This window comes from Dorea hominis, assembly GCF_014287705.1.
GTDB classification, from domain to species: Bacteria; Bacillota; Clostridia; order Lachnospirales; family Lachnospiraceae; genus Dorea_D; species Dorea_D hominis.
Window position 1 is genome coordinate 103,911 of the sequence record NZ_JACOOY010000008.1, and the last position, 20,284, is coordinate 124,194.

General features: G+C 42.6%; 23 protein-coding genes. 2 read left to right on the forward strand and 21 right to left on the reverse strand.

All coding sequences use genetic code 11. The features are described 5' to 3' along the window. Positions 1 to 61: 61 nt before the first annotated feature. The 9 genes from H8S07_RS07950 to H8S07_RS07990 all read right to left on the reverse strand — a co-directional run bounded on the left by H8S07_RS07950 (position 62) and on the right by H8S07_RS07990 (position 9,105). On the reverse strand, positions 62 to 970 hold the full coding sequence (locus tag H8S07_RS07950) for a DUF4340 domain-containing protein (protein ID WP_186855807.1): 909 nt from the start codon (positions 968 to 970) through the stop codon (positions 62 to 64). 28 nt (positions 971 to 998) lie between these two features. After that, a complete protein-coding gene (locus H8S07_RS07955; RefSeq protein ID WP_186855808.1) occupies positions 999 to 2,435 on the reverse strand; it encodes a GldG family protein in 1,437 nt (478 codons plus the stop codon). A gap of 9 nt (positions 2,436 to 2,444) precedes the next feature. After that, complete coding sequence (locus H8S07_RS07960; RefSeq protein WP_186855809.1) at positions 2,445 to 3,311, reverse strand: ABC transporter permease; 867 nt, start codon at positions 3,309 to 3,311, stop codon at positions 2,445 to 2,447. Further along, on the reverse strand, positions 3,311 to 4,294 hold the full coding sequence (locus H8S07_RS07965) for an ABC transporter ATP-binding protein (RefSeq protein WP_117536780.1): 984 nt from the start codon (positions 4,292 to 4,294) through the stop codon (positions 3,311 to 3,313). The genes H8S07_RS07960 and H8S07_RS07965 overlap by 1 nt, the downstream gene beginning before the upstream one ends. Before the next feature lie 162 nt (positions 4,295 to 4,456). Further along, on the reverse strand, positions 4,457 to 5,137 hold the full coding sequence (locus H8S07_RS07970; protein ID WP_021860858.1) for a TIGR00266 family protein: 681 nt from the start codon (positions 5,135 to 5,137) through the stop codon (positions 4,457 to 4,459). A 50-nt stretch (positions 5,138 to 5,187) separates the two neighbouring features. Next, complete coding sequence (locus H8S07_RS07975; RefSeq protein WP_021860859.1) at positions 5,188 to 6,657, reverse strand: sodium-dependent transporter; 1,470 nt, start codon at positions 6,655 to 6,657, stop codon at positions 5,188 to 5,190. Between the two features lie 119 nt (positions 6,658 to 6,776). Beyond that, positions 6,777 to 7,280: a transcription elongation factor GreA gene (gene greA, locus H8S07_RS07980; RefSeq protein WP_117536782.1), complete on the reverse strand. Its 504-nt coding sequence runs from the start codon at positions 7,278 to 7,280 to the stop codon at positions 6,777 to 6,779. 39 nt (positions 7,281 to 7,319) lie between these two features. After that, on the reverse strand, positions 7,320 to 8,114 hold the full coding sequence (locus tag H8S07_RS07985) for an HAD family hydrolase (protein WP_117536783.1): 795 nt from the start codon (positions 8,112 to 8,114) through the stop codon (positions 7,320 to 7,322). Between the two features lie 112 nt (positions 8,115 to 8,226). Continuing rightward, positions 8,227 to 9,105 carry an N-acetylmuramoyl-L-alanine amidase family protein gene (locus H8S07_RS07990; protein WP_330416730.1) on the reverse strand — a complete coding sequence of 293 codons (879 nt, stop codon included), beginning with the start codon at positions 9,103 to 9,105 and terminating at the stop codon, positions 8,227 to 8,229. A gap of 292 nt (positions 9,106 to 9,397) precedes the next feature. Here H8S07_RS07990 and H8S07_RS07995 point away from each other — a divergent pair, with 292 nt between their 5' ends. Then, positions 9,398 to 10,738, forward strand: a complete 1,341-nt coding sequence (locus H8S07_RS07995) for an MATE family efflux transporter (RefSeq protein ID WP_186855810.1) — start codon at positions 9,398 to 9,400, stop codon at positions 10,736 to 10,738. On the opposite strand, the gene crcB is transcribed toward H8S07_RS07995, so the two are convergent. The 6 genes from crcB to glnA all read right to left on the reverse strand — a co-directional run bounded on the left by crcB (position 10,694) and on the right by glnA (position 16,343). Then, the gene (gene crcB, locus H8S07_RS08000) at positions 10,694 to 11,059 is read right to left on the reverse strand and encodes a fluoride efflux transporter CrcB (RefSeq protein WP_021860864.1); all 366 of its coding nucleotides are present in this window, start codon (positions 11,057 to 11,059) and stop codon (positions 10,694 to 10,696) included. The genes H8S07_RS07995 and crcB overlap by 45 nt on opposite strands. 30 nt (positions 11,060 to 11,089) lie before the next feature. Continuing rightward, positions 11,090 to 12,253, reverse strand: coding sequence for a flagellin lysine-N-methylase (gene fliB, locus H8S07_RS08005; RefSeq protein WP_186855811.1), 1,164 nt, complete (start codon positions 12,251 to 12,253; stop codon positions 11,090 to 11,092). 6 nt (positions 12,254 to 12,259) lie between these two features. Continuing rightward, complete coding sequence (locus H8S07_RS08010; RefSeq protein ID WP_021860866.1) at positions 12,260 to 13,477, reverse strand: LL-diaminopimelate aminotransferase; 1,218 nt, start codon at positions 13,475 to 13,477, stop codon at positions 12,260 to 12,262. 66 nt (positions 13,478 to 13,543) lie between these two features. Further along, the gene (gene dapF, locus H8S07_RS08015) at positions 13,544 to 14,401 is read right to left on the reverse strand and encodes a diaminopimelate epimerase (RefSeq protein WP_186855812.1); all 858 of its coding nucleotides are present in this window, start codon (positions 14,399 to 14,401) and stop codon (positions 13,544 to 13,546) included. 14 nt (positions 14,402 to 14,415) lie between these two features. Then, positions 14,416 to 14,964 carry an ANTAR domain-containing response regulator gene (locus H8S07_RS08020; protein ID WP_186855813.1) on the reverse strand — a complete coding sequence of 183 codons (549 nt, stop codon included), beginning with the start codon at positions 14,962 to 14,964 and terminating at the stop codon, positions 14,416 to 14,418. Positions 14,965 to 15,011: 47 nt separating this feature from the next. Next, complete coding sequence (gene glnA / locus H8S07_RS08025; protein ID WP_186855814.1) at positions 15,012 to 16,343, reverse strand: type I glutamate--ammonia ligase; 1,332 nt, start codon at positions 16,341 to 16,343, stop codon at positions 15,012 to 15,014. A gap of 247 nt (positions 16,344 to 16,590) precedes the next feature. Here glnA and H8S07_RS08030 point away from each other — a divergent pair, with 247 nt between their 5' ends. Continuing rightward, the gene (locus H8S07_RS08030) at positions 16,591 to 17,235 is read left to right on the forward strand and encodes a PduL/EutD family phosphate acyltransferase (protein ID WP_186855815.1); all 645 of its coding nucleotides are present in this window, start codon (positions 16,591 to 16,593) and stop codon (positions 17,233 to 17,235) included. Between the two features lie 70 nt (positions 17,236 to 17,305). Here H8S07_RS08030 and H8S07_RS08035 read toward each other — a convergent pair whose 3' ends face one another. The 6 genes from H8S07_RS08035 to H8S07_RS08060 all read right to left on the reverse strand — a co-directional run bounded on the left by H8S07_RS08035 (position 17,306) and on the right by H8S07_RS08060 (position 20,280). Then, the gene (locus H8S07_RS08035; RefSeq protein WP_021860871.1) at positions 17,306 to 17,551 is read right to left on the reverse strand and encodes a TM1266 family iron-only hydrogenase system putative regulator; all 246 of its coding nucleotides are present in this window, start codon (positions 17,549 to 17,551) and stop codon (positions 17,306 to 17,308) included. A 19-nt stretch (positions 17,552 to 17,570) separates the two neighbouring features. Then, on the reverse strand, positions 17,571 to 18,326 hold the full coding sequence (locus H8S07_RS08040) for an exodeoxyribonuclease III (RefSeq protein ID WP_186855816.1): 756 nt from the start codon (positions 18,324 to 18,326) through the stop codon (positions 17,571 to 17,573). Positions 18,327 to 18,341: 15 nt separating this feature from the next. Further along, positions 18,342 to 19,076: a tRNA pseudouridine(38-40) synthase TruA gene (truA, locus tag H8S07_RS08045; protein WP_021860873.1), complete on the reverse strand. Its 735-nt coding sequence runs from the start codon at positions 19,074 to 19,076 to the stop codon at positions 18,342 to 18,344. A gap of 68 nt (positions 19,077 to 19,144) precedes the next feature. Then, a complete protein-coding gene (nrdR, locus tag H8S07_RS08050) occupies positions 19,145 to 19,606 on the reverse strand; it encodes a transcriptional regulator NrdR (RefSeq protein ID WP_021860874.1) in 462 nt (153 codons plus the stop codon). Positions 19,607 to 19,685: 79 nt separating this feature from the next. Continuing rightward, positions 19,686 to 19,925 (reverse strand): PRC-barrel domain-containing protein, encoded by a 240-nt coding sequence (locus H8S07_RS08055; protein ID WP_186855817.1) that lies wholly within the window; start codon positions 19,923 to 19,925, stop codon positions 19,686 to 19,688. A 169-nt stretch (positions 19,926 to 20,094) separates the two neighbouring features. Then, positions 20,095 to 20,280, reverse strand: a complete 186-nt coding sequence (locus tag H8S07_RS08060) for a ferredoxin (RefSeq protein WP_021860876.1) — start codon at positions 20,278 to 20,280, stop codon at positions 20,095 to 20,097. Positions 20,281 to 20,284 lie beyond the last annotated feature (4 nt).

Genomic DNA, 20,284 nt, shown 5'->3' on the forward strand with positions numbered 1-20,284 from the left:
GCCTTAGGACTCCGGTATCATATACATTATAAATAGAAGGTCGTCTTTTTTCCAGTAAAATTTAATTATCTGAATCTGAGACTGTAATCATATTTGTAATAACGTCTTTGCTGACTTTGTATACAATTTTTGAATTTTCCGGCATCACATACCGGTTTTCTCCGTCTTTGTCTGTTTTTCCAATGTAAACACTGTACGTTTTCTTCTTTCCGGATGAAGAATCTTTGTATGTAGCGGTTGCTGTTGTCCGTTTGTCAATCTCCAGACCATATTTGCCAAGTGTCTTATCTGTCACATGGTAATCTGCACAGTCAGTCAGTGTAATCGTTCCGAATCCTCCGGCAAGCTGTGCCAGATCATCTTCATCATCGTATGTCTTTGTCGTTCCATTTTTCGTAACTGCAACTTTTTTCAGATTGCCGCTGCTGATGGACGGCACAGTATCCAGACTCACAAAGGAAGATAGCTGAAACTGTAAGTTTTCTACCAGTGTACTTCCAATCGTATACACTGTATCTTCTTCTTCGATTTTCGCATAGTAATCTTCTCCAACATTATTACCGATATCGAGCGTTCCTTTTTCTCCGGAAGTTGTCTCATAAGATACTTTATATGCCGGATCCGCAAGTCCATAATCCTCCAACGCATCCGGAGCATCCAGTTTCTGCTCTGCTGTCAGACTTTCCACAGTACCTGTAATCTGCTCAACCGCACTCTGTGTTAATTTGATGGTCTTATCTTTTTCATACACCCAGGTATCATTTTTCTTGACAAAAGTCATATTTTTATTTCCCTTTTTATAACTGATCTTTGTCAAGTCATCTGCATCTATAATCTGCACGGTCTGTGCTTTTTTCTTTGCCGCCTTCTGCGTCTTCATCTGATTGTTCCATGCCTTGATTCCGCCATATGCACCGCAAAGGACAACCAGAATTCCTACAAGCAGTAACATTCTCTTTTTCTGTTTCATACATGTCCTCTTTTCTTTGAAATCCTTTTTACGCTTTTCTTCTCTTCCACCACTGTATGAATCCATATACGAGGATCAACACAGGAATTCCAAATATGATGAACAGGCTGATAATTCCGGCATGGTGTACCGTATTATATGTAACCTGCAGACTCTTTGCCTTGATTGAAACATTCTCTACATTGTCATAGTTTGCTGTAACTGTATTCATAAACAGATCCAGATTTTCCAGTGTGGACATATTATCTGTAACATCCGGATTGATCAGGCTGTCGGAAGACACTACAGTCAGTCTTCCGGTATCTGCTATATCTGAACTGTCTGTTTCTCCGTCTGAATCATCGGAACCATTTTTTGATTTTTCTGCTACAACTCCGAGTGTATATGTTCCCTGCTTCTGATCATTGTCACTTATTGCATAACCCGAAGATGATGTTTTCATAAATTCTGTTGTTGTCACAGTATCATCTTCCGGATCAGAGACTTTCAGGCCATGTGCATTGACGAGCAGAACCATGTCTGAACTTAAACCTTTTGCCAGATTTCCTGTCGCTGTTAGTTCCGGGAAGATATAATAATAATTTCCCTGATAGCTTCTCTGTGTATCTGCAATATAGCCGCTCACTTCCTGAATACCATATTTCTTCAGGAAACTCTTAAGATTCGGCTGTGCTTTATCCGCATCGCCGAGAACAACGTAGATTTTCCCACCATTGTCCATGTAATTGTTCAGAAGTTTTACTTCATCTTTTGTCAAATCTTTCGTCGGCGCATAGATAAATAACAAATCGCAGTCATCCGGTATTTTATTCTTCATAACAAGATTCAGTTCTTCCTGCTTAATGTTACTCTTTCCAAGAAGGTCTGTAACCGATGTAGAAAATGTTCCTTCTCCATGTCCGGTCGTGTAGTAAATCTTTTTCTGCGTATCGCTTGTCACATAATTGACTGCACTGGTAAGCTGTCCTTCTCCGTCAAACTCAGACTCCGTACTGCTGCCGGTTGTATAATAGGAATACTCATCCGTCACAATGATATCACTGAACGAAACCGTCGTTGTCTTTTTCGTTTTCTTATCCGATACAAGAATCATATTCTCTTCCACATTATTTTTTGTCAGTTCTCCCGGATGCAGTACCGGATCTACCCATTTCACAGTAATCTTATCTGAAAGCGCTGCATATTTTTTCAGAAACGCTTTGATTCTGTCATCGGTAGATTTTTTCTGTGCATAGACTGTAAATGTAATATCTGAATCCAGTTTGTTCAGGATCTTTTTACTCGTTTTTGAAATCTGATAGATTTTCTTATCACTGACATCAATGCTTTTTACATTTTCAGGCAATTGTCCCGCAATCAGATTTACGACGACAACAATTGCTACAACCAGTGCAATCATTCCGACACTGTAACTTCCGTTTCTGGAAGATACATTTTTAAATGTATTTTTTATTTTCTCTAACATATTGCCCTCCTAACTCCAACGTCTTTTCTGTATCATCTGCATCGTAAGGAAAATGAAAACAGCTGTAAGCGAAAAATACATAATGATTCCACTTACATCTACCAGATGATTGGAAACAATGTCATCAAGAGTTCCTGCCAGATAAAATTTACTGAAAAATGTATTTAATGCGCTTTCAAAAATGCTTGACTTTACTGCGTAAGTAATCCCACATCCAGCAAGTACGATCACTTCCAGACCTCCGGCGATCACAATATTTTTTGTCATATGCCAGATAGCAAGAACAATCAGTGTTAAAAGGACGCCGATTCCAATCACATTTGTGACTGAAGAAGTCGGAAGAAGATCCATAATTCCGTTCCACAGATATTGAAGAAGCAGGATTCCAACCGAACCAATCGCTGCAATAATCTGGCTCTCTGTCAGTGCCGAAACAAACATTCCGACAGATATGTACGTGCAGCCCAGCAGGAAAAATACGAGAATCGCCATATCATCTGCCAGTATATATGCCGTTCCCTGTGTCTTAATGATCAGTGGGAAAATCAGATATACTGCACATGGAATTGCCAGGATTGTTACCATTGCAAGATATTTTCCTATAACGACCTGAAACAGGCTGACCGGAGCTGTTAATAGCATCTGGTCTGTACGGCTTTTGCGTTCTTCGGCAAAACTTCTCATCGTGAGCACCGGAATTGCAATAACAAATACGATCAGAACTCCGGACAGCACATAAGAGAAATATGGATATCCATAATTCAGGTTATATGCCATAAAATAAACTCCTGTAAATGCGATCAGAAATGCAATAAATACATAGCCGATCATCGAATGAAAGTATGATTTCAACTCTCTTTTATAAATTGCACTCATTACTTCTGTTCCTCCTTACCGGCTAATTTTTTCTCTGCCTCTTTCTGTTTTTTACCACCCTGCGTCAGCTCAAGGAAGATATCCTCCAGAGATGATTTGTTCAGCCTTAGTGTAAGGAGCGGAATCCTTGCATCTGCAAATGTATAGAAAAGTTTCTCCCGCAGATCTGTACCGTCTTTGCTCTCTATATAAGCCAGTGTTGTATGCTCATCCGTTTCTTCATATTTTACAGAGCTGATCTCCGGAACAGATTTTAAAACCACTTCCATCTGCTCCTTGGAAGCTTTTGTCTCCAGCGCAACATGTCCGGTGCCGCTCATCAGATTTTCCAGATTCTCCGGTGTATCACTTGCCACCAGGTGTCCGCCTGCAATGATCATAATATGATCGCACACTTCACGGATTTCCGCCAGAATGTGGGAACTTAAAATTACCGTATGTTTCTTTGCCAACGTACGGATCAGTTCACGGATCTCAATAATCTGTTTCGGATCAAGACCAACGGTAGGCTCATCCAGAATGATGATCTCCGGGAATCCTAAAATTGCCTGTGCCAGACCAACTCTCTGTTTATATCCTTTGGATAAATTGTGAATGAGCCGTTCTTTTACCGGATCTAATTTCGTAAGTCTCATTACGCGCAGAATCTGTGATTCTCTTTCCGCCTTCGGAATTTTCTTAAGCTCCGCTGCGAACGTCAGATATTCAAGAACTGTCATTTCCATATAAAGCGGTGGCTGCTCCGGCAGATATCCGATACAGCTTTTTGCTTCTTCCGGCTCTTTTAAAATGTCATGCCCGTTGATCAACACCTCTCCTTTTGTAGCGCCAAGATATCCCGTCATAATATTCATAGTCGTAGATTTTCCGGCTCCGTTCGGTCCCAGAAAGCCATAGATCTGCCCTTCCTGTACCGTGAAGCTTAAGTTATCTACAGCCAGATGCTTTCCATAGCATTTGGTCAGATTTTTCACTTCGATCAAAATACATATCCTCCTTATACTGTTCAATATTTGTAACAGTATAAGAAGAAAGCTTGAAGAAAATGTGGAAAAGATATGTTTATTTTGTGAAAACGTTAAAGGGGGACGGGGCTTTTCTAGAAAAGCCCCGTCCCCCGTAACAGAAAAGTTTCTTCATTCCCTTTAATCTCCGCTCGGCATATACGGTCTCAATACACCTGCCACATTACTAATCGGCATAGTCTGTAACCATACACGTCCCGGTCCGGTAATAATTGTATTAAATATGCCCTCGCCTCCAAACAGCATATTCTTAACGCCCGGCACACTTCGAATGTCCATCTGGCAGCTTGCTGTCATTGCAGCCAGATGGCCGGTATCTACAACAATCTGCTGTCCCGGTGCAAGTTCATACTCCACGACATGTCCGTCAAATTCTGCAAATACGGTTCCCTGTCCGCTGATTCTCTGCATGATAAAGCCTTCACCACCGAAAAAGCCGGTTCCTAGTTTTTTGTTGAAGAATACCGACATTTCAATACCGACTTCGCCTGCCAAAAATGCACTTTTCTGTAAAATCATTTCCTGTCCCGGTGCGATTTCAAATGCACGAATCGATCCCGGGAAGCAGGATGCAAATGCGATCATTCCTTCTCCTCCCTGTGCGGTATAAACATTCTGAAATGCCTTCTCGCCGGAAAACATTCTTCCTATCATACTCCCAATACCGCCATTCGACGTTGTCTCCATAAGCATATTCGGAGACATCCAGGACATTCCGCCACCTTCCGTGATCATCTTCTCACCAGGTTCTAACTGACAGATAACTGCCGGCAAGGTATCGCCTACAATCTGGTATTTCATATGTTGCCCTCCTTTTATGTAAAATTATTTCATTAGAAACCTTTTAATTTCTATTTATTCTTTTCTTTCTTTTTCCCACCTGCACAATAAAGCACGAATCCAAGAAGCAGAACAGCTACTGCCATCCAGATTACAAGTGTTGTTGTACCAAGTGGGCTGAATTTATCATAATATCCTTTCAGATAAATAATGATGATAAGAAGTGGAATCACGTAGCCTACATAGCCTTTTAATCCCTTCGGGAAGCCGATTCCTTCTCCGGTATTCGCTTCTTCCAGGAATTTCTTCCAGCCCCATCCATTCTCTCTCGTACAGAAGAGAAGATAGCCAAGGCTTCCAAGTGGCAGGAAGTTATTGGAAACAATAAAATCTTCCAGATCCATAATTGTACTTCCTTCGCCTAACGGCTGGATACCAGAAAGAATATTGAAGCCAAGAACACATGGCATACTCAGTATAATAATCAAAATTGCACTGACAATTACGCTTTTCTTTCTGGACCAGTGGAACAGATCCATATCAAAAGAAATAATATTTTCAAATACTGCTACTAGCGTTGTAAATGCTGCAAACGTCAAAAACAGGAAGAATAACGCTCCCCATACCTGTCCACCCGGCATCTGCGAAAAAATATTCGGAATGGTAATAAATATCAGACTCGGACCTGCACCCGGTTCAATGCCAAATGCAAAACATGCAGGGATAATAATGAATCCTGCCATCAGTGCAACGAATGTATCCAGTCCTGTAATGCTGAGTGCTTCTCCTGCAAGGCTCCGGTTACGTTCCAGATAACTTCCGAAAATCATCATAGCACCAATACCAATTGATAATGTAAAGAACGCCTGACTCATCGCCCCGAAAATAACATTTCCAATTCCAATTTCTGCCATTTTCCGGAAATCCGGAATCAGATAAAAACGGATTCCGGCTCCGGCTCCTTTTAAGAAAACAGAATGTACTGCAAGAATGATCATCAGTACCATCAATACCGACATCATAACTTTTGATACTTTTTCAATTCCATTCTGAATACCAAACCAGCAGATTGCAAATCCGATCACACAGATCAGTATCGTCCAGAATGCCATATTGGGCGCATCAGCAAGCATCTTTGTGAATTTTGCACCGACTTCCTCTGCACTGTTTCCGACAAAATCACCACGTATGCTGCGGAAGCAGTAATACATCATCCATCCGCCTACACTCGTATAAAACATCATCAACAGATAGCTTCCCAGAATGCCGATCCATTTGGAAATATGCCATCTTGTTCCTTCCGGCTCCAGTTTTTCAAATGCTGCGGCGACACTGAAATGACTGCCGCGGCCGATGGCGAACTCGCAGATCATAACCGGCACTCCCATGATCAACAGGAATACCAGATAAATCAGAATAAATGCTGCTCCTCCCATCTGTCCACACAAGTATGGAAACTTCCATACATTGCCAATACCGATCGCACATCCTGCAGATACAAGAATGAATCCCAGACGCGATCCGAATTTTTCTCGTTTCATATTTTGCCCTCTCTTTTCCTTTATATGTTAAGGTGCCAGGATCAAAAGCCTAAAACTACGAAGTACGGAACAATTCGTATAGCATCTTTTAACCCCAACATCATGTTAAATGGCTTATATTAATATTTTCTCAGCGAATCCTGCGAATCATCTGTTGTATTCTCAATCTTCTGGATCTTGACATAATAACCGGCATTACCGTTCGTATTTACAAACACACGGTCACCAACTTTATGTCCCTGAATCGCTTTTCCAAGTGGTGATTCAATACTGATCAGTCCCTGCAGCGAATTGCCACGCACACTTGTCACAAGCCGGTAAGTCTCTGTCTCATCATCCTCTTCAAAATATACTTCTACTGTATTATTAATGCCAACTTCATCCGCTTTCGACTCATCAGAAACAATCTGCGCATGTTTGAGCATACGTTCCAGATAACGGATACGACTTTCATTCCGGTTCTTGTCCTGCTTTGCTGCCTTGTATTCAAAATTCTCACTCAGATCGCCCTGTGCTCTTGCCTCTTTTACCGCTTCCAGTTCTTTCTTACGCACAACCAGTTTGCGGTATTCAATCTCTTCTTTGATCTTGGATACATCACTTTCTGTCAAACGCTCACCCACGTTTTCAACCTTCTTTCTACTATCTGCTTCTTTATTTCTTTAGATCAGACCATAATGCTGCATTGCTTTGTATACACCATCATTTTCAACGGTATCTGTCACATACTCTGTATATGGATCTAACACCGGATCGTGCTTCTTCATTGCAATGGAATGTTTTGCATATTCAAACATAGACTGATCGTTGCTGCTGTCGCCGAACACATACACCTCGTCCTTCGTAAGTCCCAGATGCTGTCTCATAAATTCAATCGCTGTTGCTTTGGAATATCCTTTCTGCACCAGTTCATACATCCCATTTAATCGATCAATGATATCTATGCCATCTTCAATCGATGCAAAAAATTCCTGATATCTGCAGTTCGGATCTTTCTTATTAATATGGATCAATAATTTATCGTATTCAAAATTCTTCTTCTCCATGCTTGTCTCTCTGCCAAGCCCCATGGACGCCATATATCTCCGTGTACTTTCCACGGGTTCACACTGACTTACCCGTTCTGAGAAATACATGTCATCCGTTCCTTCCAGAAATCCTTCAATGTGATACTTTTTCATCAGATCTATATAACGATTTCCTTCTTCAATAGATATATGGCTCTCAAAAAGCACCTCATTCCTATAAATCAGATAGGTTCCGCATCCACATAAAAATCCATCTACATCAAGCTTTTTAATAATCGGCGGAACGCTGCATATCGTCCGCCCTGTATTAATCAGTACTTTATGCCCATTCTCTTTGACTTTCCGGATTCCCTCCAGTGCACTCTCCGGAACTTTCTTCGTAACACCACTTAAGAGCGTATCATCTATATCGAAAAATAATGCTCCCATTTTTCCGCTTCCTCCTGCCTGTTCTTCCCTTATTTTTACTCAGTAATGACTGTATTCACAATCTTTCCCATTATACCCATCTTACAGAGATTTTGCAAATTTATCTCTGCAGTTATTTTCCGAAATAATGATCCACCCCATCTGCAATCCCGGATGCAATCTTCTTCTGATAGTCTGCCTGAGACATCTTCTGATCTTCCGCCGGATTCGTCATATATCCAATCTCAACAATCGTCACAGGCACTTTTGCCCAGTTCACACCGCTCATGGAATCTGTCTCCCATACTCGTTCTCTCTTTGCTCCGGTTGCTTTCACTGCACCGTCCAGAACTGCCTCCGATAATGCCTTGCTCTGCTTATACAGGCTGCCATTATATTGATTAGATGCCGTCTGACAGATCGTCATCATTCCATTCGCACTGCTGTTCTCTGCTCCGTTTGCATGGACACGGATAAATGCATCTGCATTCGCATTGTTCGCCACCTCTGCACGCTCCGCATTGGAAATATTTACATCATTCGTTGTGCGCACCATCTTCACATTATACCCACGCACTTCCAGTATATTTTTTAGTTTCTTTGAAACTTCTAAAGTTAACTGATACTCTGGTTTTCCTGTGGAAACACCACTTGTTCCCGATGCAACTTTAGCTTTTGTCTGAGATGCTCCCGGTCCCACCGGCTCCTGTTCATTGTTGCCACGCGCCTGATGCCCTGCATCGATCACTACAAGTTTACCATTCCTCTGGCGCTTTTTTTCCTGCTTTTTCTTTGCACGTTCCTTCTTCGCCTGTTCCGCTTTTGCTTTCTTTGCAGCTTCTGCGGCTTTTGCTTCTTTGTCACTGTAATCTTTTTTCTTATCTTTTGTATTGATCACCAGTGGTTCTGGCGCTTTTTTTGGTTTCGCTTTTTCTTCTTTTGTCGCGCATCCTGCCAGCGCAATTACGAGAAGCACTGCCAGTACAGATATTATCCATTTTCTCATTTTCATAAGCTGACTCCTCACTTTCCGGGAGATCCTGTCCCGCTTATATATAAGCTCACATGGGTTCAGATCTTTTAACTCTGATATCATTATAATTTACTGTTGTTTCATTTACAAGTTCTTCTCCGTGTAATCTTCTGGACAACAGATTTTTGTTCTGTTATACTCTTGTGGATTGTAAACGTATAAAATACAAGCAATCCGCAGGCACATATACACATATAATATAAACATTATAAACATTCACAAAAGTGAACGATATACATACTTCCGTAATTTAACCAGAAAGGACATTACTATGCAGGTAACTAAAACTTCACCTACTATCTTCGGACAGTTTATCCGCTATGCCAGTCTGAATGTGCTTGGCATGTTCGGAATTTCACTCTATATACTGGCTGACACTTTCTTTATCGCAAATGGTGTCGGCGCTGATGGTCTGACTGCTTTGAACCTTGCAGTTCCTGCCTATAATTTTCTTCACGGCTGCGCACTCATGCTCGGTCTTGGCGGAGCAACACGCTATACGGTAAGCAAAAGTCAGGGAAAGACGGCCCATGCAAATAAATTTTTTACACATACGATTCTTCTTGCCACATTATTTTCCACATTTTTCTTCTGTGTGGGACTTGTTTTTGCTGCTCCCCTGGCAAGAATCCTTGGAGCCAATGCAGAAGTCTTTGATATGACGTATACCTACCTGCGTATCATTCTTCTCTTTGCTCCGGCATTTATATTTAATGAAGTGTTTCTGGCATTCGTCCGCAATGACGGTGCTCCACATCTCGCCATGTATGCAATGGTCGGTGGCAGCCTTGCCAACATCCTGTTTGATTATATTTTTATTTTTCCGCTTCATATGGGAATCTTCGGAGCGGTACTTGCAACCGGATGTTCTCCACTCTTCGGTATGCTCATCCAGTCCATTTACCGTATCCGCAGGAAAAACCAATTTCATCTTGTCCGTACCGGACTGTCCGCTTCACTTACAGGTTCGACACTTGCACTTGGTTTTTCTTCCCTCGTAACCGAAGTTTCATCCGGTGTTGTTATGATCGTATTTAATATGTTAATGCTGCGCCTTGAAGGAAATACGGCTGTTGCAGCCTATGGTGTGATTGCGAATCTCATTCTCGTCGTCATCGCCATTTTCACTGGTATCGGACAGGGAATCCAGCCACTTATCAGTCATGCCTATGGACGCGGCGAACGGCAGCATGCATTACAATACAGACGCTACGGACTTTTTCTGATGGCGGCACTTTCTGTTACTATTTATGCAGGAATTTTATTTGGCGCAGATGGTATCACCACTGCATTTAACAGTGAACAGAACCCGCTTCTGCAGCAGATCGCCGTAAAAGGACTTCGCATTTATTTTGCCGGCATCCTGTTTGCCGGATTCAATATCGTGCTTTCCTTTTACTTTACATCCATTGAAAAAGCAGTCCCGGCGCAGGTCATTTCCCTGGCTCGCGGACTGCTCATCATCGTTCCGTTATCTATATTACTTGCAAATATTCTCGGTATGACCGGTGTCTGGATGTCATTTCCGATCTCCGAACTGCTTGTATCTTTTCTCGGTCTCTTCTTCCTAGTGAAGCAGAAACTGGGAGGCAAACACAGCCAGAACACCTGATACTACACTCAGCACGGCATATACAAGTGCTGTCACTGTGTGTCCGCTCTGAAACAGATCCGTTGTTTCAAAAGCAAACGTAGAAAATGTCGTAAATCCTCCGCAGATTCCAACTTTCAGAAATAACACAAGCTGAGGATTCACTGACGGATGCTTTCCTGCATAAGTTGCAATGCAGCCGATCAGGAAAGCTCCTGCCACATTAATCAAAAACGTCTTATATGGAAATCCGCTCTCACTTTGAACCGGAAGCAGACCGATCAGATAACGGCAGACTGCTCCGATAAATCCACCTAAACCTACAAATAAACAATTTATCAATTTACTTATCTTCCTAACTTTATTTATACTCTATTCTTCTGCAGCTTTCTTTGCAAACCACGGCACCGGTCTTTCACTCATCAAACGCTCCATCAGGTTGAGATTCGGATCGGAATGTTCCAGTTCTCTTGAAAAGCGGTATACCGTATCAACAAGATCTTCAAAATACAACTCTTTTTCATTCTTTATCCACTGCGCCATCAGAATTTCCTGCATAAGCAGTACACTTACAACCGCCATCTGCGCCTTGGAATATGCATGTCCATCATAAACCGCACCACACAGATAAGTACTTAAGAAATACACAAGAAGCTGTTCTTTCTGTATCTCAAATTCCGGCATCTTCTCTGCCATCCATCCTTCAAACGCATTCCTAAGCTCATAGTAGTGAGCCTCACCTTTTCCATACAGCCACTGTTCTGCTTCCAGAAGATGTGGTTCCCAGTTATCCCGAAGTCTCTCTAACCGATACTGATCCCGGAAAGTTTCTGTCATAAATTCATAGAACCTATGCTTCTCTTCTTCTGTATAAAGCTTAGCGATCTGTCCTTTTATATAATCCATTGCTTTTTCTGTCCGGTATTTTTCCAGTACCATCTCTCCGTCAAATATTTCCTGCTTCTGAATCCGGATCTGCAGGTCATGGGCGATTGCAAGCACAAGTCCGGTGCGCAGATTTAATGACAGTTCGCGGTTCTGCAGGATCTGTATCATCATTGTTCTTGCATCTGCCAGAAGCGAATATAAAAATGGATCAAATGCATCATCCCAGCACTCTTCTTTCTCATCTTCATGAATCAGAAGCTGCACCGGTTCTTTTCTTTGTAGCAGGATTTTTGCCACTTCTGGGCATGACACAGAGAGCGTCATTTCCCTGACACCCTCAAATTCTTCAATATGCCTTGGATAACGCTTACACGTCTTACACAATGCCTTTTCACCAAGTGCTGTGTACATATTGCAGAGATTATCCTCATTCAGGAAATAACACCTTTTCTCCTCATCCTGCCGGAAAGCGCCTTCTTTCCAGTCCACACCGGCACGAATCTCCTTTCGGTATTCTCCTGTTACTTTTTTATATTGCCTGAGCGCCGACTTATCCGCTACGATCTGCCATCCTGCGCAGCATGTATCTTCACAGGCTCCGGCAACGCAGTGAAACTGCCGGTAATAATCCGGTATTGTATATAACATAATAAATTAACCCATCTTCTTAATTCTTTCAATGGCTGCCACTGTATTTTCATAAGAGCCAAATGCTGTCAGACGGAAATATCCTTCTCCGCTTGGTCCGAATCCTGATCCCGGAGTTCCTACAACACCGGCATCCTTTAACAGATGATCAAAGAAATCCCAGGATGTCATTCCCTGTGGAACTTCCAGCCAGATATACGGTGCATTTACACCACCGGATACGTTATATCCGGCATCTCTTAGGCCTTCTTTAATCGTTTTTGCATTCTTCATATAGTAGGCAATCTGCTCTTTTAACTGTGCTTTACCAGCCTCAGAATATACAGCTTCTCCGGCCCTCTGTACGATATACGGTGCTCCGTTGTACTTCGTTCCATGTCTTCTTGCCCAGAGAGAATGCAACATTACATCTCCGGATTTCAGATCTTTTGGAATCACCGTTGCGCCAAGTCTGACACCTGTAAATCCTGCATTCTTTGAGAAACTTCTAAGCTCGATCGCGCAGGTTCTTGCACCTTCGCACTCATAAATGCTGTGCGGTACATCATCCTCAGAAATATATGCTTCATAAGCAGCATCATAGATAATGACTGCTCCGACTTTATTGGCATAATCTACCCATTCCTGTAACTGTGCTTTTGTAATGGTAGATCCTGTCGGATTATTCGGGAAACACAGATAAATAATATCCGGTGTTTCTTTCGGCAGTTCCGGTGCAAAATTCGTCTCTTTTGTACATGGCATGTAAATGACATCACTCCATGTCTCTGTCTTCGCATCGTAAGTTCCTGTACGTCCTGCCATAACATTTGTATCTACATAAACCGGATATACCGGATCACATACGGCGATCTTATTGTCTTTGGCAAAGATTTCCTGAATGTTACCGGAGTCACATTTTGCTCCGTCAGAAATAAAGATCTCGTCTGCTTTGATATCACATCCTTTATCCTGATAATCGTTCTTTGCCATTGCACTTCTCAAAAATTCATATCCCAGATCCGGTGCATACCCGTGGAATGTCTCCGCATGTGCCATCTCGTCTACTGCACTGTGCAGGCTGTCAATGATTGCCGGTGCCAGTGGCTGTGTAACATCACCGATTCCAAGACGGATAATGCTCTTGTCCGGATTCTCTTCCTGATAAGCACGTACTTTCTTTCCAATTGTGGAAAATAAATAGCTTCCCGGCAGTTTTAAATAATCTTCATTTACTTTAAACATCTTTCTTCCTCCTGTTTATGACTTTACTGATTGTTTTGTTGTTTCTGGAATTCAATGTATGACGCATTATACATCAATATCTGTAAGATCGATCTCTCCGTCAAATACAACCTTTGCAGGTCCGGTCATATAGACTTTATCTGCTTCTTTATCCCACTCAATGAGCAGATCGCCTCCCAGTAGTTTTACGGTTACCCGGTCCTCTGTCAACCCGTTTAAAATGCTGGCTACTGCAACAGCACAAGCACCTGTTCCACAGGCAAGTGTTTCACCGGAACCACGCTCCCACACACGCATCTCTACCGTTTTACGGTCCAGTACATGTGCAAATTCTGTATTGATACGCTCCGGGAACCGTTTATGATTTTCAAAAGACGGACCTATTTTCAAAAGATCCAATCCTTTTACATCGTCTACATAAACCACTGTATGCGGATTGCCCATGGAAACTCCTGTCATATAATATGTCTTCCCCTCTACTTCAAGCGGGGCATCAATGATTCTTGTATCTTCCGGATTCTCCGGCACGATCGGAATCTGGGATGGCGCAAGGCGCGGACTTCCCATATCAACTTTCACAAGGCTTACTTTGCCATCTTCCACAGTCAGATCCAGATATTTGATCCCGCCAAGTGTCTCCACGGAAATGCTCGTCTTATCGGTAAGACCGTAATCATATACATATTTAGCAACACAGCGGATGCCATTTCCGCACATTTCACCTCTGGAACCATCTGCATTATACATCTGCATTTCAAAATCTGCCACCTTGGATGGACAGATCATAATCAACCCGTCCGAACCGATTCCAAAATGTCTGTCACTGACAAACTTCGATACTTCCGCCGGATTCTTAATTGTTTCTCTCAAGCAGTTTACATAGACATAATCATTGCCCAAGCCCTGCATTTTTGTAAATTCCATCTTCTATATCTCCTCTACTCTGACATAATGCTCAATACCATCTCTGCTGTCTCTACCATGTTTGTTCCACTGTCCATACTGCTTTTCTGCAAATATCTATGTGCCTCTTCTTCCGTCATATTGTTACGTGCCATCAGCAGTTCTTTTGCCTTTCTGACTGTCTCTTGCTGCTTCGGATCACGATTTTTTAACTGCTTCTTGCGTTTCCGTCTACGCCTGTCAATATTGGTCAGCATCATCTCGATCGTATTCATCAGATCATACACTTTAATCGGCATCGACAATCCCATCACGCCCCGCACCAGTCCATCACTCCATTTGTCCTGCGACGCGACAAGCAGCATATCAAAACTTTCCGGAAGATATTCTCTGAGATCCGTATACATCATATCTTTTAATTTGTAACCACACACGACAATTCCTTCATCCACAGTATCCGCATAATGCATTGCCTGTGCCCCCGTTGTCGCCACTCCGGTAACATTTACTCCATTTCGCACCAGCAGATTCCGGATATTAATTGCATTTTCCTTCTTTGGAAATACTACAATAATACCTATCACGCTGACACCTCCTTTAGTCGTCTCATTTTTATTCTTACTAAGGGTGCCTAAATGACATGCAGGTACTTTGCGATTTCCCAGTCTGTCACCTGATTACGATAATTCATGTACTCTTCCGTCTTCACTTTGATATATTTTTCCGTCAGATCATCGCCAAGCACATTTTTAATGTAAGTGTCCTCTTCAAATGCCTGTGCTGCTTCCAGAAGCGTTCTCGGCAGAAGTTCTGCACCAGCTGCCGCCCGCTCTTCTTCCGTCATCTCAAAAATATTGCAGTCAATGCTTTTTGGCGGCATGATCTTGTTGCGGATTCCGTCCAGTCCAGCGGCAAGGCATACTGCAAATGCCAGATATGGATTGGCTGACGGATCAGGACTGCGAAGCTCGATTCTCTCCTCACCCTCCGGCGCCGTCGGGATCCGGATCAATGGCGTTCTGTTCTTGGCTGACCATGCAATATATACCGGTGCTTCAAATCCCGGCACAAGACGCTTATATGAATTCACGATGGGATTCGTAATAAAGGTCAGCGCTTTGATATGTTTCATAATTCCACCGATGAAATAATAAGCTTCTTTACTCAGCCCTTTCTCATCTGAACTGTCTGAAAATATATTCACACCATCCCGGCTTAATGACATGTTCGTATGCATGCCGGAACCATTCTCTCCGTACTTCGGTTTTGGCATAAAAGATGCGTGCAGACCGTGTCTCTTGGCAATCGTCTTGACAACCAGTTTGAATGTCATGATATTGTCTGCCGCAGACAACGCCTCGTCATATTGGAAATCAATCTCATGCTGTGCCGGCGACATCTCGTGGTGAGATGCCTCGATGACAAATCCCATATCCTCCATTGTCAATACCATGTCACGTCTCGCATTTTCGCCGAAATCTAATGGTCCAAGGTCAAAATACGTGGCTCGCTCATGGGAAATCGTTGTCGGTACACTGTCATCATCCATATGGAATAAGAAAAATTCACATTCCGGCCCGACGTTAAACTGATATCCCATCTCTTTTGCCTCTTCGATCACTTTCTTCAGTACATATCTCGGATCGCTCTCAAATGGTGTTCCGTCTGCTTTATGCACCTCGCAGATCAGTCTTGCAACTTTACCCTGCTGCGGCCTCCACGGAAAAATCTCAAATGTATTCAGATCCGGATAAAGATACATATCCGAATCTTCCACCCTTGCAAAGCCTTCAATGGAAGAGCCGTCAAACATGCACTGGTTATTCAGCGCTTTCTCCAACTGGCTGGTAGTGATCGCTACATTTTTCAATGTTCCGAAAATATCGGTAAACTGCAGCCGGATGAATCCCACATCCTCTTCTTCTACCATCTGTAAAATATCTTCACGCGTATAATTATTCATTATATGCACCTCCTGCATTTACTGCTGTATGTAAAAATGGGCGTTCTCATGCCTTAGATGAAAACGCCATTGCTTTACCTTGTTAAAAATTATAGAAAAAAAAGCCCTCTTTGTCAACGAAAAATGTCGTTGTTGATACTTTTGATTGAAAAACCGAACGCACTCTGTTACAATGTTTCCAATAAGGTTTTCAGAAAATGGCTATGAATAAAAATTAATGCAGATAATAGAAGGAGGCTCAGATACTATGGGACTTGCAATACCAATCGAAACAAGCGCAAGACACATCCATATGTGCCAGGAAGATTTTGAACACTTATTTGGGAAAGGGAAAACGCTCACCCACCGGGTAGATCTGAGCCAACCTGGTCAGTATGCCTGTGAAGAACGCGTTACGATCAAAGGTCCGAAAGGAACATTTGAAAATGTTGCTCTGCTTGGACCTTTCCGTAATGAGACACAGGTGGAGATTTCCATGACTGATTCACGAAAGCTCGGCATTCCGGGCATCATCCGTCAATCCGGCGATACAAAGGGCACACCCGGCTGCACGCTGCTCGGTCCTGCCGGTGAGATTGAACTCGATCACGGTGTGATTGTTGCAAAGCGCCATATCCACATGACTCCAGTGCAGGCAGTCCAGTTAAATGTCAAAGACAAAGATGAAGTGTTCGTCATTATGGAGAGTTTTGAACGCTCTCTGATCTTTGCTGATGTTGTTGTCCGTGTACACCCGGACTTTGCACTCGCCATGCACGTCGATACAGACGAAGCAAATGCATTTGCCGGACATGAACACCCAACCGGTGTCATCTTAAAATTATTTGGCGGACGTACATACAATCTTCAGAAATGGGCAGACGAATTACAAAGCGGAATCAACCGGCTGTAGCCGGTGATTCCGCTCTTTTTATTATTCCATCACTGCATTCTAAATATTTCTAATTTTCAAATCGTCGTGTTTACAACTTTGCAGTCAGTGTCTTTGCACTGACTCCTTTTAACATTCCAAGTTTTCCGGAAAGAGAGCTTGTCACATCTCCCGGCGCGTCCAGCACCACACTGATGATCGACACTTCTCTCTGCCGGTACGGAATGCCCATTCTTCCGACAATATAATTTCTAAATTCGTGAAGCAGTTCATTCACCGTTACTGCTGCCTCTTCATCTTTTATAATAATGCTGATTACAGATACACGACTATCCATCCGTCTCTTCCTCTCTTCACTATAATGCAATGTCCAGTTCGATTGGGCAATGATCCGATCCCATAACGTCGGTCAGGATCTTCGCATCTTCAATCTTATCCTTCAGGCAGTCCGATACACAAAAATAGTCAATTCTCCATCCTGCATTCTTTGCCCTTGCGCTGAAACGGTAAGACCACCAAGAATAAATTCCTTCCACATCCGGATACAGATAACGGAATGTATCTGTAAATCCTGCTGCAAGAAGGTCTGTAAATTTTCCACGTTCTTCATCTGTAAATCCGGCATTCTTACGGTTTGTCTTCGGATTCTTCAAGTCGATCTCTTTGTGTGCAACATTCAGATCCCCACAGAAAACCACTGGTTTCTTCTCTTCCAGCCCTTTCAGATAAGCGAGAAAATCATCTTCCCATGTCATTCTGTAATCCAGTCTTGCCAGTTCACTCTGTGAATTCGGCGTATACACTGTCACAAAATAAAAATCCTCATACTCCAGTGTGATCACACGGCCTTCCTGATCGTGTTCTTCAATTGCCATGCCATAAGTAACAGCAAGGGGCCTTTCTTTTGTAAATACCGCCGTTCCGGAATAACCTTTCTTCACGGCATAATTCCAGTACTGTTCGTATCCATCCAGATCCAGATCTAATTGTCCTTCCTGCATCTTCGTTTCCTGAATACAGAAAATATCTGCATCCGCTTCTTTGAAGAAATCAAGAAATCCTTTCTTTACGCAGGCACGAATTCCATTTACATTCCATGATATACATTTCATCTGTTCGTTTTCCTTCTAATAATACACTTTTCTTAAAAACAGACCTCTGGCTGGCGCGAGGAATCCGGCAAGGCTTCTGTCTTCTGCCGCAATCACAACCGGAAGCATCGATGCCTCACGCTTGCCGGTACCGATTTCCAGCAAAGTACCTGTCAAGATACGTGCCATATGATATAAGAATCCAGTTCCATAGAAAGTGATACGCACCTTCTCACCGGAACTTACAATCTTGATATTGGTGATCTTGCGGATCGGATCTTTGCAATCCTTATCATCCGTAAAACTTGTAAAGTTCTTCGGTCCCAGCAGATATGGCACGGCCTCACGCATCGCTTCTATATCTAATTTTTCCGGATAATGATAGCAGTATCTTCTGGAAAATACATCCGGTTTTTCTCTGCAGTCAATATAATATTCATATTTCTTGCCTTTGGCACTTTTTCTGGCATGAAATCCATTTCGCACCAGTTCCACCTTCACGATACGGATATCCTCCGGGAGATAACGGTTCAACGAATCCTTCATCTCCTGTGGATCATACAATTTGGAAAGCTTCACACTTGCCACCTGACCTCTTGCATGTACTCCGGCGTCTGTTCTCCCCGAACCGTCTACACGCACGCGGTATCCGACTAATTTGCCAATGCTCCATTCCAGTACAAACTGGATCGTATTGTCTGTCGTCGCCTGCCGCTGCCATCCCTGATACCTGCTTCCATCATAAGAAATCGTTAATTTATATGTTCTCATAGTCTAATCACCCTGTCTATTTGTACTCATCTCACTATATTATATCCTGTACAGAATATTGTAAAACTTTATTGTTCCTGTCCGTCCAGAATCTTCTTCAATTCATCCATAAATGTATTCACATCCTTAAACTCCCTATATACAGATGCGAATCTTACATATGCAACTTCGTCCAGATCTTTCAGCGCATCCATAACGATCTCCCCGATCGTACTGCTTGCAATCTCTTTCTCTTCCAGACTGAACACCTGTGTCTCCACAGCTTCCACTGTCTTCTGGATCCTTGCCGCCGATACCGGACGTTTATAACAAGCTCTTAAAATTCCTCTTTCAATCTTGCCTCGGTCATACTGTTCTCTGTTATCATCCTTTTTAATAATGATCAGCGGAATCGTCTCTATCTTTTCATAAGTCGTGAAACGTTTCCCGCATGCATCACAAGATCTGCGTCTGCGGATAGAATTGCCTTCTTCCGCCGGTCTTGAATCTATAACTCTTGTATCTGAATTACCACAATATGGACATTTCATCACACTAAATTCCTTTCATACATTCTATCTTTTAGTATATCGGTTGCTCTTAGAGAAGTCAAACATCAAAAGAAACATTTTACTTTTCTTCATGCATTTCAACCAGAATAATATCCGGTCCAATCCGTTTAATACAGGCAAATGGAATGATGTATTCTCCATCCTCACAGAAAAAATTACAGATCCCCCGCCCTTTTGGTATAATGATTGCTTCAATTTTTCCTTTTTTCTCATCTATGACCAGATCTTCTACATATCCAAGTTTGCAACAGTCACACGCATTGATCACTTCTTTTTCCTGAAATTCACTGAAACGCACACTGACACTTCCACTCGTATTATTCTTATATTTATTATATGCAGCACGCTGCTTATTCGTACAGGTGCACATCTGGTGGAGCGTTTTTATATATAAGGAAAGTTCTTTCCCGATAAACAAAAACAGGGATACAGTTCTTCACCATACCCCAGTTTATCTTCGCATTTTATTACTCCACAATATCAATCACAGATACCGGACAGTCATCTCTTGCTTCTTTTGCTGCTTCTTCATATTCCGATGCAACTTCTCCACATGCTTCCGCAAGTCCATCTTCATCAAATGAGAATACTTCCGGGCACGTTGTCACACATGCACCGCAGGAAATGCAGCCATCCATCACTCTTGCCTTCATCGGT

What these genes read in the sequence shown, in the direction of transcription:
- H8S07_RS07950 (WP_186855807.1), bottom strand. Translation starts at nt 970, where the DNA reads ATGAAACAGAAAAAGAGAATGTTACTGCTTGTAGGAATTCTGGTTGTC.
- H8S07_RS07955 (WP_186855808.1), bottom strand. Translation starts at nt 2,435, where the DNA reads ATGTTAGAGAAAATAAAAAATACATTTAAAAATGTATCTTCCAGAAAC.
- H8S07_RS07960 (WP_186855809.1), bottom strand. Translation starts at nt 3,311, where the DNA reads ATGAGTGCAATTTATAAAAGAGAGTTGAAATCATACTTTCATTCGATG.
- H8S07_RS07970 (WP_021860858.1), bottom strand. Translation starts at nt 5,137, where the DNA reads ATGAAATACCAGATTGTAGGCGATACCTTGCCGGCAGTTATCTGTCAG.
- H8S07_RS07975 (WP_021860859.1), bottom strand. Translation starts at nt 6,657, where the DNA reads ATGAAACGAGAAAAATTCGGATCGCGTCTGGGATTCATTCTTGTATCT.
- H8S07_RS07985 (WP_117536783.1), bottom strand. Translation starts at nt 8,114, where the DNA reads ATGGGAGCATTATTTTTCGATATAGATGATACGCTCTTAAGTGGTGTT.
- H8S07_RS07990 (WP_330416730.1), bottom strand. Translation starts at nt 9,105, where the DNA reads ATGAAAATGAGAAAATGGATAATATCTGTACTGGCAGTGCTTCTCGTA.
- H8S07_RS07995 (WP_186855810.1), top strand. Translation starts at nt 9,398, where the DNA reads ATGCAGGTAACTAAAACTTCACCTACTATCTTCGGACAGTTTATCCGC.
- fliB (WP_186855811.1), bottom strand. Translation starts at nt 12,253, where the DNA reads ATGTTATATACAATACCGGATTATTACCGGCAGTTTCACTGCGTTGCC.
- H8S07_RS08010 (WP_021860866.1), bottom strand. Translation starts at nt 13,477, where the DNA reads ATGTTTAAAGTAAATGAAGATTATTTAAAACTGCCGGGAAGCTATTTA.
- dapF (WP_186855812.1), bottom strand. Translation starts at nt 14,401, where the DNA reads ATGGAATTTACAAAAATGCAGGGCTTGGGCAATGATTATGTCTATGTA.
- glnA (WP_186855814.1), bottom strand. Translation starts at nt 16,343, where the DNA reads ATGAATAATTATACGCGTGAAGATATTTTACAGATGGTAGAAGAAGAG.
- H8S07_RS08030 (WP_186855815.1), top strand. Translation starts at nt 16,591, where the DNA reads ATGGGACTTGCAATACCAATCGAAACAAGCGCAAGACACATCCATATG.
- H8S07_RS08035 (WP_021860871.1), bottom strand. Translation starts at nt 17,551, where the DNA reads ATGGATAGTCGTGTATCTGTAATCAGCATTATTATAAAAGATGAAGAG.
- H8S07_RS08040 (WP_186855816.1), bottom strand. Translation starts at nt 18,326, where the DNA reads ATGAAATGTATATCATGGAATGTAAATGGAATTCGTGCCTGCGTAAAG.
- truA (WP_021860873.1), bottom strand. Translation starts at nt 19,076, where the DNA reads ATGAGAACATATAAATTAACGATTTCTTATGATGGAAGCAGGTATCAG.
- nrdR (WP_021860874.1), bottom strand. Translation starts at nt 19,606, where the DNA reads ATGAAATGTCCATATTGTGGTAATTCAGATACAAGAGTTATAGATTCA.
- H8S07_RS08060 (WP_021860876.1), bottom strand. Translation starts at nt 20,280, where the DNA reads ATGAAGGCAAGAGTGATGGATGGCTGCATTTCCTGCGGTGCATGTGTG.